This window comes from Bacillus sp. TH25 (genome assembly GCF_016650935.1).
In the GTDB taxonomy this organism is placed as follows: Bacteria; Bacillota; Bacilli; order Bacillales; family Bacillaceae_G; genus Bacillus_A; species Bacillus_A mycoides.
Genome location: NZ_JAEKEU010000008.1, coordinates 160,468 through 175,627 on the forward strand (window position 1 = coordinate 160,468; position 15,160 = coordinate 175,627).

At 33.7% G+C, this 15,160-nt stretch carries 13 protein-coding genes; 9 read left to right on the forward strand and 4 right to left on the reverse strand.

Annotated features, from left to right (window positions below):
- Positions 1-1,377, forward strand: a complete 1,377-nt coding sequence (locus JFT89_RS03830; protein ID WP_016095800.1) for a sensor histidine kinase — start codon at positions 1-3, stop codon at positions 1,375-1,377.
- 661 nt (positions 1,378-2,038) lie between these two features.
- On the forward strand, positions 2,039-2,797 hold the full coding sequence (locus JFT89_RS03835) for an alpha/beta fold hydrolase (RefSeq protein ID WP_016095799.1): 759 nt from the start codon (positions 2,039-2,041) through the stop codon (positions 2,795-2,797).
- Positions 2,798-3,097: 300 nt separating this feature from the next.
- Here JFT89_RS03835 and JFT89_RS03840 read toward each other — a convergent pair whose 3' ends face one another.
- A complete protein-coding gene (locus tag JFT89_RS03840) occupies positions 3,098-4,357 on the reverse strand; it encodes an MFS transporter (RefSeq protein WP_016095798.1) in 1,260 nt (419 codons plus the stop codon).
- 69 nt (positions 4,358-4,426) lie between these two features.
- Positions 4,427-5,050, reverse strand: coding sequence for an ArsR/SmtB family transcription factor (locus JFT89_RS03845; protein ID WP_042889643.1), 624 nt, complete (start codon positions 5,048-5,050; stop codon positions 4,427-4,429).
- Between the two features lie 184 nt (positions 5,051-5,234).
- On the opposite strand from JFT89_RS03845, the gene JFT89_RS03850 reads away from it, so the two are divergent.
- A complete protein-coding gene (locus tag JFT89_RS03850; RefSeq protein WP_016095796.1) occupies positions 5,235-6,299 on the forward strand; it encodes an ABC transporter permease in 1,065 nt (354 codons plus the stop codon).
- Positions 6,299-6,970 carry an ABC transporter ATP-binding protein gene (locus JFT89_RS03855; RefSeq protein WP_016095795.1) on the forward strand — a complete coding sequence of 224 codons (672 nt, stop codon included), beginning with the start codon at positions 6,299-6,301 and terminating at the stop codon, positions 6,968-6,970. Before JFT89_RS03850 ends, JFT89_RS03855 begins: the two co-directional genes overlap by 1 nt.
- Positions 6,971-7,047: 77 nt before the next feature.
- Here the strand turns inward: JFT89_RS03855 and JFT89_RS03860 are convergent, their stop codons facing one another.
- Positions 7,048-8,397, reverse strand: coding sequence for an FAD-binding oxidoreductase (locus JFT89_RS03860; protein ID WP_002066197.1), 1,350 nt, complete (start codon positions 8,395-8,397; stop codon positions 7,048-7,050).
- A 533-nt stretch (positions 8,398-8,930) separates the two neighbouring features.
- The gene (locus JFT89_RS03865; protein ID WP_016095794.1) at positions 8,931-10,019 is read right to left on the reverse strand and encodes an LPXTG cell wall anchor domain-containing protein; all 1,089 of its coding nucleotides are present in this window, start codon (positions 10,017-10,019) and stop codon (positions 8,931-8,933) included.
- Between the two features lie 610 nt (positions 10,020-10,629).
- Here JFT89_RS03865 and JFT89_RS03870 point away from each other — a divergent pair.
- The 5 genes from JFT89_RS03870 (at position 10,630) to JFT89_RS03890 (ending at position 14,760) form a co-directional block, all read left to right on the forward strand.
- Entirely contained in the window at positions 10,630-11,103 is a 474-nt protein-coding gene (locus JFT89_RS03870) for a DUF4188 domain-containing protein (protein ID WP_042889608.1), read from the forward strand.
- Positions 11,104-11,414: 311 nt separating this feature from the next.
- Positions 11,415-12,329, forward strand: coding sequence for a class I SAM-dependent methyltransferase (locus tag JFT89_RS03875; protein ID WP_201039470.1), 915 nt, complete (start codon positions 11,415-11,417; stop codon positions 12,327-12,329).
- Positions 12,330-12,680: 351 nt separating this feature from the next.
- On the forward strand, positions 12,681-13,439 hold the full coding sequence (locus JFT89_RS03880) for a DUF975 family protein (protein ID WP_002013725.1): 759 nt from the start codon (positions 12,681-12,683) through the stop codon (positions 13,437-13,439).
- Between the two features lie 171 nt (positions 13,440-13,610).
- Entirely contained in the window at positions 13,611-14,024 is a 414-nt protein-coding gene (locus JFT89_RS03885) for a DUF6892 domain-containing protein (RefSeq protein WP_016095791.1), read from the forward strand.
- A 91-nt stretch (positions 14,025-14,115) separates the two neighbouring features.
- Positions 14,116-14,760: a hypothetical protein gene (locus tag JFT89_RS03890; RefSeq protein ID WP_016095790.1), complete on the forward strand. Its 645-nt coding sequence runs from the start codon at positions 14,116-14,118 to the stop codon at positions 14,758-14,760.
- Positions 14,761-15,160: the final 400 nt, after the last annotated feature.

Consider the following 15,160-nt stretch of genomic DNA (forward strand, 5'->3'; position numbering starts at 1 on the left):
ATGAAATCATTGTATTCTAGATTTGTTTTTATGACGGTCGGGATTATGCTACTTAGTAGTATTATTGGTTTTTTATTAACAAATGTGTACTATCAAGTGAAGTTAAAACCGTACAATAGTGAAAAGATTTTAATGTATGCTGAGGAAGTAAAATCATTATACGAAAAACAAAGTGAAGAAAATAAAGAGGCATACTTACAGTCAATTGCGAAATTAGGATATGAAATTTATATTGTAGATGACCAAAAGAATGGAAAGCGCATCGGGAATGCGTTTCGTAAGATAACAATTAGTGATGCTACAGTTCATAAAGTACTGCAAGGTGAAACGTATAATGGTGTTTCCACATATCCAACCCGCCTGTTTATTACAGGATTTTTCGATAATGAATTAATTAATAGTGTAGGTGTCCCGTTAAAACATGGTGATAAACAATACGCTTTATTCATTCGTCCTGACATTCAGCAACAATTTGGTGAGATGAGAATTTTTCTAGCGGTGTTACTTGGTTTCATCGTTGTATTAAGTATCATTTTTATAGCGATTGCAGCAGGGTATATTGTGCGTCCTATTCGAACATTTACGAAAGCTACCAAAAAGATTGCAAGTGGTGAATATGATATTGAATTAGATGAAAATCGAAAAGATGAAATTGGTACACTAGCGACTAATTTTCAAAAGATGACAAAGAGTATTAAAGAATTAGATCAAATGAGACAAGAGTTCGTTTCTAACGTTTCTCATGAATTTCAATCACCGCTTTCTTCGATACAAGGTTTTTCGAAAACATTACAATCGGAGAATATGAGTGAAGAGGAAAGAAAACGTTACTTGAAAATTATTGAGGGAGAAAGTAAGCGGATGTCTAGTTTATGTAAACAGTTACTTACGCTCGCTTCATTAGATAAAGAAGAGAAAGTTCTACAAATTAAAGAGTTTCACTTACAAAAGCAAATTAAAGACGTCATTTTTATGCTTGAATGGAAATGGCGTGAAAAAGATATCGCCGTTGAATTTGATGTACCTAATATCACTATACAAGGTGATGAAAACTTACTTCATCAAGTATGGAGTAATATTTTTACGAATAGCATTAAGTTTTCAAACGATGGCGGGACCGTTGAATTTGTTGTAGAAGAATTAGAATCCAGTATTGTCATTTCTATATCAGATAACGGAATTGGTATGGAAAAAGAAGAAATGGATCGTATATTTGATCGTTTTTACAAAGTAGACACAGCAAGGGCAAGAAACGTAGAAGGTAGCGGTTTAGGATTATCTATCGTACAGAAAATTGTTGAACTGCATAATGGAACCGTTTCGGTATATAGTACGAAAGGGGAAGGGACCACTGTTCGGGTGGAGCTTCCTAAATAAGTTTAGGAGAAGAGGCTGTTTGGAAACGGCCTCTTCTCTTTTGTCGTTTTTCGTCGGTAAGTCGATATAATCGGAAAATCGCTGATATATTGTCACTTACGAGTAAAGTGACAAAAAGTTGTTTAATTTACTATAAAGTTGTTTGAAAAATATTACCCATTTGTAGCTTTGAAATAAAGTCGAACCGTTTATAAAAAAGTTGCACTGTTTTGTTTTCCAGAACGAAAAAACTAGTCAGGCAGACAGTCGTGGTGTAACCGGACATTTGCGATACCATTTCAATAGAGGTGGTTGCTCGTTTCAACAATGCTTAAAGGCTCGATTCTTCAGAAATGGAGGTCGCATTTTTCATATTTATAAATAAGATGGGAATTAAACTGTTAAATATTAGGAACCTTTCTAGACAACAGGAGATTGTGACGAATATGTATGTGGAAGCTAAGCTGTAGTTTCACACTATTTTAGATCAAGTGTTTCCAGAATAACGACAAAAAACTTGGAAGTAAGCAAATTATCGATTGGTATTCTACAGATTTATTTTGGAGTGGTTTAAGCTAAAGTTACAAAATTAAAACGTAAAAATTCATAAAAATATACAATGTTCAAATTATTATGGAAGTATTAATGGTGTGAAGCTTATAATTGAATTGGGTGATTAAAAGTGACTATACAAAATAAAAAGATAATTGATATCTATGATGACCGCAGACTATTCAATAAACATTCAAGTAACAGTATTCCAAGCGTAATCTTCATAGCAGGGTTAGGAGATAGCTATGAGACATGGAAAAAAGTCCAAGACCGAATATCGCAAAAAACATCAACTTTTTCCTATAACAGGTCGGGTATTGGCAGGAGTCAAGTCGCATCCGTCCCGACGACTTGCTATGATCTAGTCGAGGAGCTCAACGAATTGTTGCTAGCTCTTGAAGTGCGAAAGCCCTATATATTGGTTGGCCATTCTTTTGGTGGTTTGGTCGCTAGATTATATGCCAGCCTTTATCCACTGAACATCTGCGGTATGGTTTTGGTTGACTCTGCACCGGAATATAAAGAACTTGCCTATGAAAAGGTTCTACCCGAAAATCTGCTTGCAGGAAATAGGGAATATTACGAGAATCCTATGTTGAATAGTGAGAAGATTGATAAAATACAAAGTTATAAGCAAATCGTTGATCATTCAAAGCAAAGTAACATTCCTCTCACAATTATTACAAGAGGTTTACCTGACAATGGTGAAGAGGAATGGCCATCTCAAGAAATATTGGAAATTGAACAAAGACTCCAAGCAGAATTCCAGCGGCTGTCAACGTCAAGCAAGTACCGGATTGCTAGTGGAAGTGGACATTATATTCATCATGATGAGCCAGAAATTGTTATAGAGGAGATTATGTTAATGTTGAAGGAAATGGGAAAATGAGCGATATAGATTGAAATTCATGATGGATTTGCAAAGAATTGAGGAGGAGCATTACCAACTTCGTGAAGGTGAGCTATCGCAGAATTTTTTCTTATGCAGCAATCGGGCGCTATTTTTTGAATAAAACTTAGATTTTTAAACGACCGTATTGTTATATTTTTATTATAGTGAAGTATCTTACATACAAAATTAAACAAGCATAACCCCGTTCTAAATTTGGAACGGGGTTATGCTTGTTTGAGCTTTTAAAATTAAATAATTTTATCTCTACACATTAGATTAGATAATATTTTCTTTCTGCTATAAAGCCGCACCTTTCCCACGTTCTTCCTTAAACCGAAGCTCAAAAGTATCCGCTGTAATTTCATCAGCTTTCGGCAAAGCCCGTAATTTCGGATGAAGTAGCCATACGAGAGAAATAAATAAAATACCGATGCTAGCGAGCGCGAAAATGAGTTGGCTACTAAATACATTCGCAGTGTATCCGCCAATTAAAGAACCAAGCGGCATAGCGATTGTACCTATGCTTCGTGTGACTGAGTTGATGCGCCCAAGATACTGGTTTGGAATTACAATTTGACCAATTGTCGCAAATAATATGTTGGTCGCACCAATTGGTATCCAAGCTAAGCCGAATAAAAAAATGGATAACCATTGAAACGGTACAAGCGTAGAGAGAAACCAAAAGAAAGCGCTAGTCGCAAAGCTAATAATGGAGACACGGCCAACGTTATGTTTACCAACCCATGAACTGAATAGTGCTCCAATTAAACTACCGGCGGATATAGCGGCTAAAAAGAAACCATATAATTTCACCCCTCCTAAAGAATCAGTGAAAGAAGGGAGTATTGCCATCATCATACCGATTGAAAAATTAGCGACAACTGAACCGATTAAGAAGACGCCCATTAATGAACGAAAGACGATGGAAAAGCCTTCTTTTAAATCAGAGAAATATTGCTTGGTTGACAGTGATGTGTTTGTTTCAGCTTGCTTTGGCATTTTCAATGAAAAGAACAAGAGGGCAGTAATCGCGAATGTTAAGGAGTCGACCACATATAAAGTAATTGCGCCAAGTAGTGCTACTAATATTCCAGAAAGAGTCGTACAAATTAAATCGATGCCTTGATACGCAAATGAGAAGAGTGAGTTCCCTTTTAATAATTGTGTTTTATGCAGTAGAAGTGGTAAAGCTTTTGATTGTGCTGGATAGGCGAATTGTTCGATAAAGGCTACGATAGGCATAATGATGAGTAGTAGTTGAACGGTTAATAGGTCGAAGTAGTGTGTAATAGGAATGATTAATATAAGAATGCATTGCAGGACTTGTGTGATTACGAGGGTGTTTTTTATCGACCATCTATCAACGAATGGACCAGTAAGAAATTGAAGTGCAGAAGGTAATAATGTAAGAAAACCTGCTAATCCAGAATAAAAAGGATTACCACTCAGCTTATATACGAGCCACATCGCTGCTACATAATACAAGCTATCTCCTATGTTTGTAAAAATTCTCCCTAAAAATAATAAGAGGAAATTCCGGTTTTTTAATACGTCCATTTTATCTACTCCTTTATAATAAATTTATTCGGTAAAATAAATTTGACCGTCTCGGTAAAAAAAATCGTATTACGATTTTTCTTCTTCTTTAACAAATTGCTGCATTGTTCTCTCAGCGATTTGAAGTGCAGTAGTAGAAATATAATAAGGTTTACTATTTGGATTTTTATCTGCACCTTTTGTGATTTCGTTTAATTCAGCCATTAATTCATGAAACTTTTTTACCCACAATTGAAATTGTTCTGGCGTAGCATCAAATTCCCAGCAGGATGAAACGTAATTCCACTCAGCTGGATCTTCACTTGCATTTCGTAATGTAAAAGCTTCTTCTGGTGCAGCGAGAATTTGGCTTTTTGTTCTTTCTATCATTTGTAAAAAGATTTGGCGACCTGATTCGCTTAATATTTCTAAATGAGGTAATAGATCTGCGGCAGGAGTGAAGCCTTTAGCAACAGATTGATAAAACTTTTGAACGATGCCATTCTTTTCTTCGGTGTAAACGATCTCTATAAGCCCATTCTTTTCTAATTCTTTTAAATGATAATGAATTTTCGCCCTTGAAATGCCGAATTTCTCAGACAGTAATTGTCCAGTATACGGACGTTCGCATAGACGTATCATCATTTCGGCACGTAGTGGATCGCTTAATGCTTTTAGTTGGCTATAAGTAGTTAGTGTTAACACGGGCTTCAACATAATCAACTCCTCAAATTAAATTACTCGGTCAATATTATTTGACTGAATTGTATCAAGGATTCTATTTATTTTCAATACTTTCAGAAAATTTATTTTTTTAGCTGTAATCTTCCGTTCATATTCCGTTCATATTTCTTTTTTATGATAAGTGCATAGAAAGTAATAGGAAGGAGCGAGCGAAATGTTTTTAGCTCTGCGTGAATTAAAACAATCAAAATTAAGATATGGATTAATCGGACTTATTATGGTGTTATTATCATTTTTAGTCCTTGTAATTTCAGGATTAGCAAATGGATTATCATATGATAATGCTTCATCGATTCAAAATATGGAGGCAAATAAGTTCGTTTTAGCGGATGATGCGGAAAATAAATTACTTCGTTCACAAATTAAGAAAGATGATGTAGATAACGTAGTAAATCAAGCCGGCGAGAAAGAGGCAGTTCCGTTTCGTGTGAAGATTTCAACTTATGAAAAGAAAGATAGTTCGAAAAAAGTTGATGTCGCTATTTTCTCAAGTGAACGTGATTCGTTTTTAGAACCGAAAATTGTAAAAGGTGAGAAATTGGGTACAGCAAACAACGAAATGGTTGCTGATGAATCAATTAAAGAAAAAGGAATCGATATTGGGGATACAATTATCGATCCTGTTTCAAAGAAAGAATTTAAAATCGTAGGATTTACGAAAGATCAAATGTTTAGCCATACACCAGTCGTTTATGTAAATGAAGACGTATGGGGCGCTATCTCACAACCAAACCAAAAAGATTATAGTGCAATTGCGCTTAATACAGATAAAGAAATTAAAAATGCACATGTTATCGACAAAAAAGAAGTATTACAAAGTATTCCAGGATTTAAAGAAGAGCAAGGAACATTAACGATGATCATTGCGTTCTTACTTGTTATCGCTGCGTTACTAATCGGTGTATTCTTCTACGTAATTACGTTGCAAAAAACACAGCAATTAGGTGTACTAAAAGCAATCGGTACGAAAAATTCTTATTTAGCAAATAGCTTAGTCGTACAGGCGTTATTCTTATCAGTCGTTGCGATGATAATCAGTATTGTTCTTGTACAAGGATTAGAACAAATTTTACCAGCGGGTATGCCGTTCTTATTAACAACACCGATGATTGCACAATATGCCGCAATCTTTATCGTCATTAGTATTTTAGGAACACTTATTTCATTATATCAAGTATTAAAAGTTGATGCATTAGAAGCAATTGGAGGCGGGATGTAATGACTTCATTATTAAAATTAGACAAAGTAAGTAAAGTGTACGGAGAAGGGAATACAGAAGTAACAGCCCTTCATCCGATGTCGCTTGATGTGAAAGCTGGAGAGTTTATTGGAATCGTTGGTCCTTCTGGATCAGGGAAAAGTACGTTATTATCAATCGCGGGTGCTTTACTATCACCGTCAAAAGGGGATATTTACATTCGTGAGCAAAATATTACGAAGTTATCAGAAAAGGAAATGACAGACATTCGTTTGAAAAAAATCGGCTTCATTTTCCAGTTCGCAAATCTTGTTCCATATTTAAATGTAAAAGAACAACTGCTTTACATTGCAAAGCTAAAAAAAGACAACAAACAAGAATCTGAAAAACGTGCGGATCACTTATTAGCGGCATTTGGATTAGGAGAAAGAAAAAATCATTATCCCAATCAACTATCTGGTGGGGAAAAACAAAGGGTAGCAATCACTCGTGCTTTCATGAACAACCCAGATTTAATATTAGCTGATGAACCAACTGCAAGCTTAGACTCAAAACGCGCACGTGAAGTTGTGGAAATGATGAAACGTGAAGTGAAAGAAAGTCAAAAAGCAGCAATTATGATTACACATGATGAAAGAATGCTTGATGTATGTGATCGTATATTGACGCTTCGAGATGGGAAATTAGTATGATAAAAAAGGAACTCTTACGATTGTAAGAGTTCCTTTTTCTGTTTAAAGTAAAGAGTTTTTATTTATTTTGTCACGCATTAACAAGAGGAAGAGGGAGGTATACTTTGTGGGAAACGGAAAAGATTTTCGGGGTCATATTTTGCTTTTATTTTTCGAAGCTTAGCAAAGTTCGATCCGTAATATTCTTGTCCGAAATTTTCGATGTTTTGATCTGGAACATTAACATAAGAACCAGTTACATAAGGTTTTATTAATTGGCGTACTCTTTCAACTGATGCTAGATTTGCAGCTTCTTCGGATTTGTCTTTCCAACTAGCAGTCCATTCCGTATAAAATAATGGGCTACGCCAAAAGAAAGCTGTTTTATTACTAGGTACTTTACTTATAGCGCCACCCCAATTAATAAAAAAGAAATTAGCTTCTGTTCCAGTAGCTTCTTCTAAAAATTGTTTCATAATTGAAATAGGTTCTTCCGGCCAAAGGTTAAGTGCCCAAGCCGAAGAAAACTTAACGCTCTGATCAGATCGACCAGGGATTGGCTCATCAGGATCTAAGAAATCTATAGCGGCTGGGTAAGGTAATTCTTCTATAACAATTTGTGTTGGAGTTCCAGCACTTGTTAAAGGTTCTAGTAAGTTTATAAGCTCGTTTTTTGAACCTAAAAAAATACCTTCTGCATGACAAAGTCCATTTATTTTGCTGTAAATTTCAAGTAGGCATCCTAATCGTGAGTCTACAAAAGGAGCCCATTCTTGCCAGACTTTGAAAACAGTTTCTAACTGATCCCATGGCCAAATGATATTGAAGACTGTGGCAGTATTAGGGGCACGGTGAAGCTTCAATGTATATTCAGTATTGTATCCGAAATTTCCACCACCACCACCTCTAGAAGCCCATAATAAATCTTTATTGCAACATAGATCTGCTTGAATGATTCGGCCTGTTGCATCTACTGTTTCCAAAGCAATAAGATTATCACTTATTAGACCGATTGTTCGTGAGACTACTCCAAATCCACCGCCCATTGTAATGCCACCGATTCCAACTGTTGGACTATCTCCAAATGGTGACATAAAACCTTCTCTAGCTAGTCCTTTTACAAGTGGGCCGACGTGAATTCCAGTTTGAACGGTTGCTATACCATTCTTTTTATCTAAACTAACTTTATTCATATCACTTACATCGATAACAATACCGCCATTTACAACAGAAAGATTTTTATCTAGCGCATGTCGACCGCTTCTGACACGTAAGGGAACATGATTTTCGCGAGCCCATTTAATGGCGTTACTGACATCGTATGAACTTTGTGCAAAAACAAAGACGAGGGGGAAGACATCAACGTAAGGATTCCAATTCTTAATAGCTTCTAAATAGCCTGGATCTCCTTTGTAAATTACCCGTCCTGTGAGTTTTGTTGAACCCATGTATTTCACTCCTTATAAATATTTATAGATGTCGTTCGAATGTAGCAATGGAACATGGTCATGTAGTAATTAGAAGAATAAAGACTTTATGAGAGGGAGGATGAAAATATCCTGTAGGCACTAGTAGAGGTTGAATGTGTGGCAGTCTAGATGATTTGGAAAATTTTATTGCTACACAAGTTCTATTAGTAGTGTATGAATTGAGAGTGAACTTTGTTAAAGAATTGTACATTTTCCTATCAGTATGACTTAGGGGAATTACAGTATGAGTGAAGGTTTTCTTGTTTTGTTAAAGCATAAGGAATTAATATAAGTTTGAAATGGGATAAAAATAATTGATATATATTTGCTTTCAGGGGATTATCATAATGCAAAAATGAAAAGGTTTCCCTTTACAACAAATGATATGTGGATAGAGAGAGAATCTAAATTTAGAGGAATAGCTAGTTCATAAACGTACCTATAATTGGTCTCTTCTTTAAGAAGCCGATGCAATGGTCTTAAAGAAGAGACAGTAGATTATATAATATAAATTATAATTGCTTTATAAAAACTTTTTTAATTTTATTACGCGTAAGTAATAGAACGCCACCTAAGACAGATAACATTCCTAAAGCCATATTACTTGATTGCTCACTACCAGCGTTAGGGAGCTCTCTAGCATTATTTTTCGCTGGAACAGTAGTATTGTTATTATTCGCTGTCGTTTGTTTAGGTTGTGATACTTCAGTAATCTTGTTATCTACATTTTGCTGTGTTGTATGTAACTCAGCTAATTTGTCATCGATTTTCTTCTCAGTATGTTTAAAATCGTTTATTTTAATATCTAAGTCTTGTTTTTTCTTTGTTAAATCGTCTGAAACAGTTTGTTTCGATTGTTTTAATTCGTTCAATTTGTTTTCTAAGTTCTGTCTAGCCTCTTGTAACTCAGCTAATTTATTTTTTACATCTTGTTTAGCTAGTTCTAAGTTAGATGAAAGGCTATCTAAATTTCCTTTAATTTTCTTCAGTTCTTCTAACGTGTTACCAGTATTCGGCTTATTTTCTTTAATTTCAGCAAGTCTATCCTCAGCAGTTTGTTTCGCTTTCTTTAACTCAGCCAATTTTTCATCTACTTGTTTTTTAACTTCCTTAAGTTCATTAACCTTCTGATCGATGTTCTCTTTATGCTGCTTAATTTCATTCACTTTTTCATCGACAGTTTGTTTATGTTCTTTAATCTCATTAACCTTTTCATCAACAGTTTGCTTATGCTCTTTAATTTCAGCAACTTTTTCATCTACATGCTTTTTATGCTCTTTAATTTCAGCGATTTTCTCATCAGCGATTTGTTTGTCTTGCTGAAGTTTTGCATCTAATTCTTGTTTATGCTGATGTAGTTCATTCGCTTTTTCATCGACAGTTTGCTTAACTTGGTTAAGTTCATTTAACGTTTGATCCACATTTTCTTTGTGCTGCTGCAATTTCGCATCTAACTCTTGTTTATGTTGCTTAATTTCAGCTAATCGATCTCCTGTACTTTGCTGGGGAGTAGCTTCATTTACTTCTGCATGAGTAGGGGTAGATCCCGCAATCATTGCTAAAGCTAGTGTAGAAGCAGCGATTGTTTGTTTTGTTTTCATATTTTTGTACCTCTTTCCTATGAGTGAACTCTATTGTGTAAAATTGAGCATATAGAAGTAGATTATTTTATCATTATATACCATGTTCGGCGCTTAGAGGAAGTATTTGCATATTAATCTAAGAATATGTAATTTTAAAAATTTCTTATTTACTTTATAGAGTAGGGGAGTTGATTAGCTTTTTGTTGTTCCTGCAAGTTTGAACGCTAGTCTTGCAAAAGATGTGAAGGAGTGTGTTGTGATGTTGTCTTAACTCAAACGAACTAAATAATATACTGTTAGAAAGGAGATAGCAACATTATGATTATTGAAATAGATATACAGAAGGAATTTTAATTTCGTTTACTCCTCTCGAGGTGAAGCATAAGGAACAATTATTTGAAGCTCAAAAAAAGCCCTAAAGTATGGAAATGTTCCTGGCGAAAAGGAGATCTAAGGCAAATATTAGTGATAGCTGTTAATAACAAAAGAGGAGGGAAACATATACCTTTTATTGCTAAGTACAGCCTTTCATAATCTATGTTAAAGTAATTGGAAATTTCATGGGGAAGTGTTATGGTTTATTTGGGAGCTGCACATTATTTATGTTCAGTAAAAAAGGGGGATTAAAGTGGGAGTTAAAATTTTCAACGGCAGGCATATAGCCAATTGCAAGGATAAAGAATTTGTTGTTTTTATTATTGGTATGCGTATTAATAACTTATTTAAATTTTGGAAGTGGATACCAGTTTTTAATGCTATGGGACCTATGATTAAAGAATTGTATCAAAATCCACAATGGGGTTTCTTACATACAGAATTCTTATTTAGTTGGAGAAAAGTAATTTTAATTCAATACTGGAAGGGATTCGACGAATTAGTAAACTATGCTCACGGAGAAAACCATTCATATGCTTGGAAATCATACAATAATAAGATTAAAGATAATGGGAGTGTCGGTGTTTTTCACGAAACCTATCAAATAGAAAAAGGTGCTTCTGAAGCAATCTATGTTAATATGCCAAAAACAGGTTTATCTAGAGCTACCGAACACATACCAGTATCTCAAGATACTAATACTGCTCAAAAAAGAATGAATGAATAATTTAGAATATTCAATATTTAAACCGATAAAAATCCTCTATTGATATGAAAAATGAAGTAGGAGAAAGGAATCTTAGAGTGTTTTTTCTTTATTTTCAAAAGGACCTGTTCATTAAAATAGGAATATTCTGTATGTAATTTCAATTTTCCTCTTGAAAACATACAATTTATTGAAGTGTTAAAGAGAGCTGGGAACTTGACAAAAAAACTTATTTATGCTATAATTTACCAATATAAAAATAACGTGTATAATAGGGTTCTCCTGGCCAGGGGAACCCTATTTTTGTTGTGAAAATGAAGGAGTGTATGTGCATGAACAAAGGTGAAGCAAGTGTAACGTCGTTAGTATCAGCTTTCGGAAGGGCGTATCATAGTGAATTTGATAATCCTACAATCTTTGATGATTATGTAGCTAAAGATTTAATTTCACAAAAAGAGCGTAACAATATTGAAATGAACATGGTTCAAGGGATACATTTTTTCAATAAAGACATTGCACAGCAGTTTCAAGACAATCCAAAGGAAATATTAAAATGGATTACGCAAGTTCAGTTATCACCAACGCCTTTGGCACGCGCGGCATATTGTGAAAGAGTATTGCTACATGAGATGGTATTAGGAGCAAAGCAATACGTCATACTCGGTGCAGGCTTAGACACGTTCAGTTTTAGACACCGAGAATTAGAGAATAATATAGAAATATTTGAAGTAGATCATCCTTCTACACAGCAGTTTAAGAAGGAAAGAATAAAAGAAGCAGAACTTGAAGTTCCAAATAATCTTCATTTTGTTTCAATGGATTTCACTAAGGATTTCTCTAAACAAGAATTAATAAATGAAGGATTTGAAAATAAAAAGACTTTCTTCAGCTTGTTAGGGGTTACGTATTATTTAATGAAAGAGGAACTTTCCAGTTTAATAGAATGTTTATTCAAAATGGTTCCAGTAGGAAGTTCTATCGTTTTCGATTATCCTGATGAAAACTTATTTACGGAAAAAGGATTATCCAATCGAGTTGAAAATATGATAAAGATGGCTGTGATAGGCGGGGAGCCGATGAAATCTTGTTTTTCTTATACCGAAATGGAAGCACTGTTAGAGAAGGCGGGCTTACTCATTTATGAGCACTTATCACCAGAGGATGTTCATACATTATATTTTGAAGGACGAAACGATTATTTAGAAGCTTTTGAGACGGTGCATTATGTTCATGCGGTGAAGAAGTAGATAATTAGTAGGCATGGGGAGGGATCTCTGTGTCTTTTTTTGTGGAAAACAAGAGGATGGGATTTATTGAGAAAGATAATGATAGATATATTGTTACATGAGTTACTACATCTAGATGAACATAAGGAAGAATGTGGGGTGTATTTGTCAAAAAAACAGAATGTTCAACGAAAATTCGCGATTATGTTATATAATGATTTTAATAAACCATATTTTAGAAATTACCCCCGATTATGTAGAAAGTATATTTTGTTTTGATAAGCTAAAAGAACTTGTAGTGGGGCTTGTTACAAGTTCTTTTATTTGTAAAATTTCCATTGACTAAAATATGGAAAAAAGGAGGGTGCAAGTTTGATAAGAAATTTAAAGAAAGCAGCACTTAATTCGTTAGATGGGAAATGGGGAGTAAGTATAGGGGTATCGGCGTTATACTATTTTGTACCAACTTTAAGTGCATCAGCGATTGCTAGTTTTATATATTTAATATTTGGCCTGTTTATTGGGGTAATTGGTTTGGATGTTTTCTTTATTTATTCAATTGGTGGGCAACCACAAGTAGATCCAACAGCACTAGTTTTACTTATTCTAAGTTATTTTTTTATAGGACTGATTTGTTTCTTAATTTACAGTGTCATACAAGGTATCTTTAATTATGGGTATTCTGTTTTCACCTTACGCTTAGGTAAAAATGAAGATGCTAAGGTGGACGATGTATTTGTGGGGTTTAGGAAGAACAATTTGTTTAAATCAATGAAATTAGGAGTGTTGCAGGCTATTTTTCTATTTTTATGGAGCCTGTTATTAATTGTTCCAGGTATTATTAAATATTTTTCTTATTCAATGGCATATTATATTTTAATAGAGAATCCGGATTATACAGCAAGTGAAGCACTAAGGGAGAGTAAAAGAATAATGAAAGGGCATAAGTTCAAGTTATTTGTTCTTTGGCTATCTTTTATTGGTTGGTTTTTATTAACAGCATTTATAGGTATGTTTACATTTAATCTGTCATTCATATTCATTTCCCCTTATTACAACACAACTGTCTCGCATTTTTACTTAGACTTAATTAAGAAACAGGATGCTAGAGAAGCGAAGGTAAGTATATAAAGAATATAATTAGTAAGAAAATATTTTTAATGTATATTTTCTCGATTGTGGTCATGCAATTAAGCATATCCCTTTTTAATATGATATTGAAAGAAATAAAGTAGCAGCAATTGGATATGTTTTACTTATAATAATTTGGGTAAGGATATTATAACATTGGAGGAATTTAAAATGGGGAAGAGTGAGATATTTCCGGATTTTAATTTTAAATTAGTAGTAATTGATGCTTTATTAGATAAAGAGCCATTATTTTTAAAAGAATTAAAAGACTTAATAGAAAAGTATACGAATAATTTCGAATGGTATTCAGGAGCTGGGCCAATTGTTGAAATTAGAGATTTTTTAGAAGAGTTAATTTTGGAAACAAGTGATTTGGAAAAGATTGAATCCCTTTGCTTTGATGGAGGAAATGAAATTTATCATATCTTAAAGCCAGATTGGGATGGTGAAGACAGTTTATTTGATGTAATATCTGTTGAAGGATTTCAAAATTTAAAAAATCTAAAAACAGTGGAATATATTTCAATGTGTTACCCAAAAGTATTAGAACCATTTAAACAAGCTGGAATTGAAATTGAGGATTAATGAGGGAAAAGTTATATAATAATGGAAGTGATTCTTATTAAGAAAGAGTCACTTTTTCTTATGCAACGAACAAAACAGAATGGAGGATATTATGATAATAATCGATAAAGATGGTGAAGGCTACTGGAGTAAAACTGTTGATTTGGGCATTTTAGGTAAATTCAATAGAATTTTTATAGATTTAGATGGATGCGATATAACAGGGGCGACGGATAATATGACTCAAGAAGAAAAGGTAGAAAAAGCTAAAAAATATTATGGTAATAGATTCAAAGAGTTAGAAACCAATGTTGGATTTATAAATGAGCAATTTCTAATGTGGATTATAACGCATTTATGTGATATAGAATATCCATTTTGGGAATTTGGTGATGAAGATGAAAGTAGTGAAGATTATCCAGATTATATAGTAAAAGAAGAAATAAAAAAATTCGAAGATGAAAATGGACAATTGCAATATGATCCGTATAGTCCAAGTCCGATTTATAGAGAAATTCAGAAATATAATGCATATAATAATGAAGATAATTTATTAAGCTATGAAATCATAACGAAATATTTACCGGTTCTTGATTTCAAAAAACTTGTAGATACAATTAGACCTAATAGTATAGATACATTTGAAGATAACATAAACTTTCAAGTGAGTAGTGAGGTTTGTGGTGGAATGTTACTTTGTGCTACTTACGGAACAATTTATGCTAATAATGAGCTAGAAGTTACGCATAATTGTTAATACAAAGATTACTGATAGGTATATCGCTACACATCTATTAACTGAAAAATATTAATTGCAATCAAGCGTAAAAAAACGCGATTCTTATTAAAAAAATAGCGTTCTTTTACTATTCAAATATGATTACATCTGAATTTAATGAAGGTTTCTTCTGCAAAAGTAGTAGATTTTTTATTTGAATTTACTACCTCGGTTTGATTTATCATATTTCAATCTCAATAGAATAGTAAATAGGTATAAAAGATATGGAGATACATACTTTAGGTTTTAAATTACAGTAACTTTTGTGAAAACAAAAGGGGAAATAGAAGATGTTAAAATTACATGTATGTTCGTTCCGTATGTGTATATTTGCTGTTCAATAAACTATCCTCTCGCGTAAGTTTGTACCACATTTTCA

Excerpts from the sequence above, each read along its gene's own strand:
- JFT89_RS03830 (WP_016095800.1), top strand. The coding sequence starts at position 1 with ATGAAATCATTGTATTCTAGATTTGTTTTTATGACGGTCGGGATTATG.
- JFT89_RS03840 (WP_016095798.1), bottom strand. The coding sequence starts at position 4,357 with ATGGACGTATTAAAAAACCGGAATTTCCTCTTATTATTTTTAGGGAGA.
- JFT89_RS03850 (WP_016095796.1), top strand. The coding sequence starts at position 5,235 with ATGTTTTTAGCTCTGCGTGAATTAAAACAATCAAAATTAAGATATGGA.
- JFT89_RS03855 (WP_016095795.1), top strand. The coding sequence starts at position 6,299 with ATGACTTCATTATTAAAATTAGACAAAGTAAGTAAAGTGTACGGAGAA.
- JFT89_RS03860 (WP_002066197.1), bottom strand. The coding sequence starts at position 8,397 with ATGGGTTCAACAAAACTCACAGGACGGGTAATTTACAAAGGAGATCCA.
- JFT89_RS03865 (WP_016095794.1), bottom strand. The coding sequence starts at position 10,019 with ATGAAAACAAAACAAACAATCGCTGCTTCTACACTAGCTTTAGCAATG.
- JFT89_RS03875 (WP_201039470.1), top strand. The coding sequence starts at position 11,415 with ATGAACAAAGGTGAAGCAAGTGTAACGTCGTTAGTATCAGCTTTCGGA.
- JFT89_RS03885 (WP_016095791.1), top strand. The coding sequence starts at position 13,611 with ATGGGGAAGAGTGAGATATTTCCGGATTTTAATTTTAAATTAGTAGTA.
- JFT89_RS03890 (WP_016095790.1), top strand. The coding sequence starts at position 14,116 with ATGATAATAATCGATAAAGATGGTGAAGGCTACTGGAGTAAAACTGTT.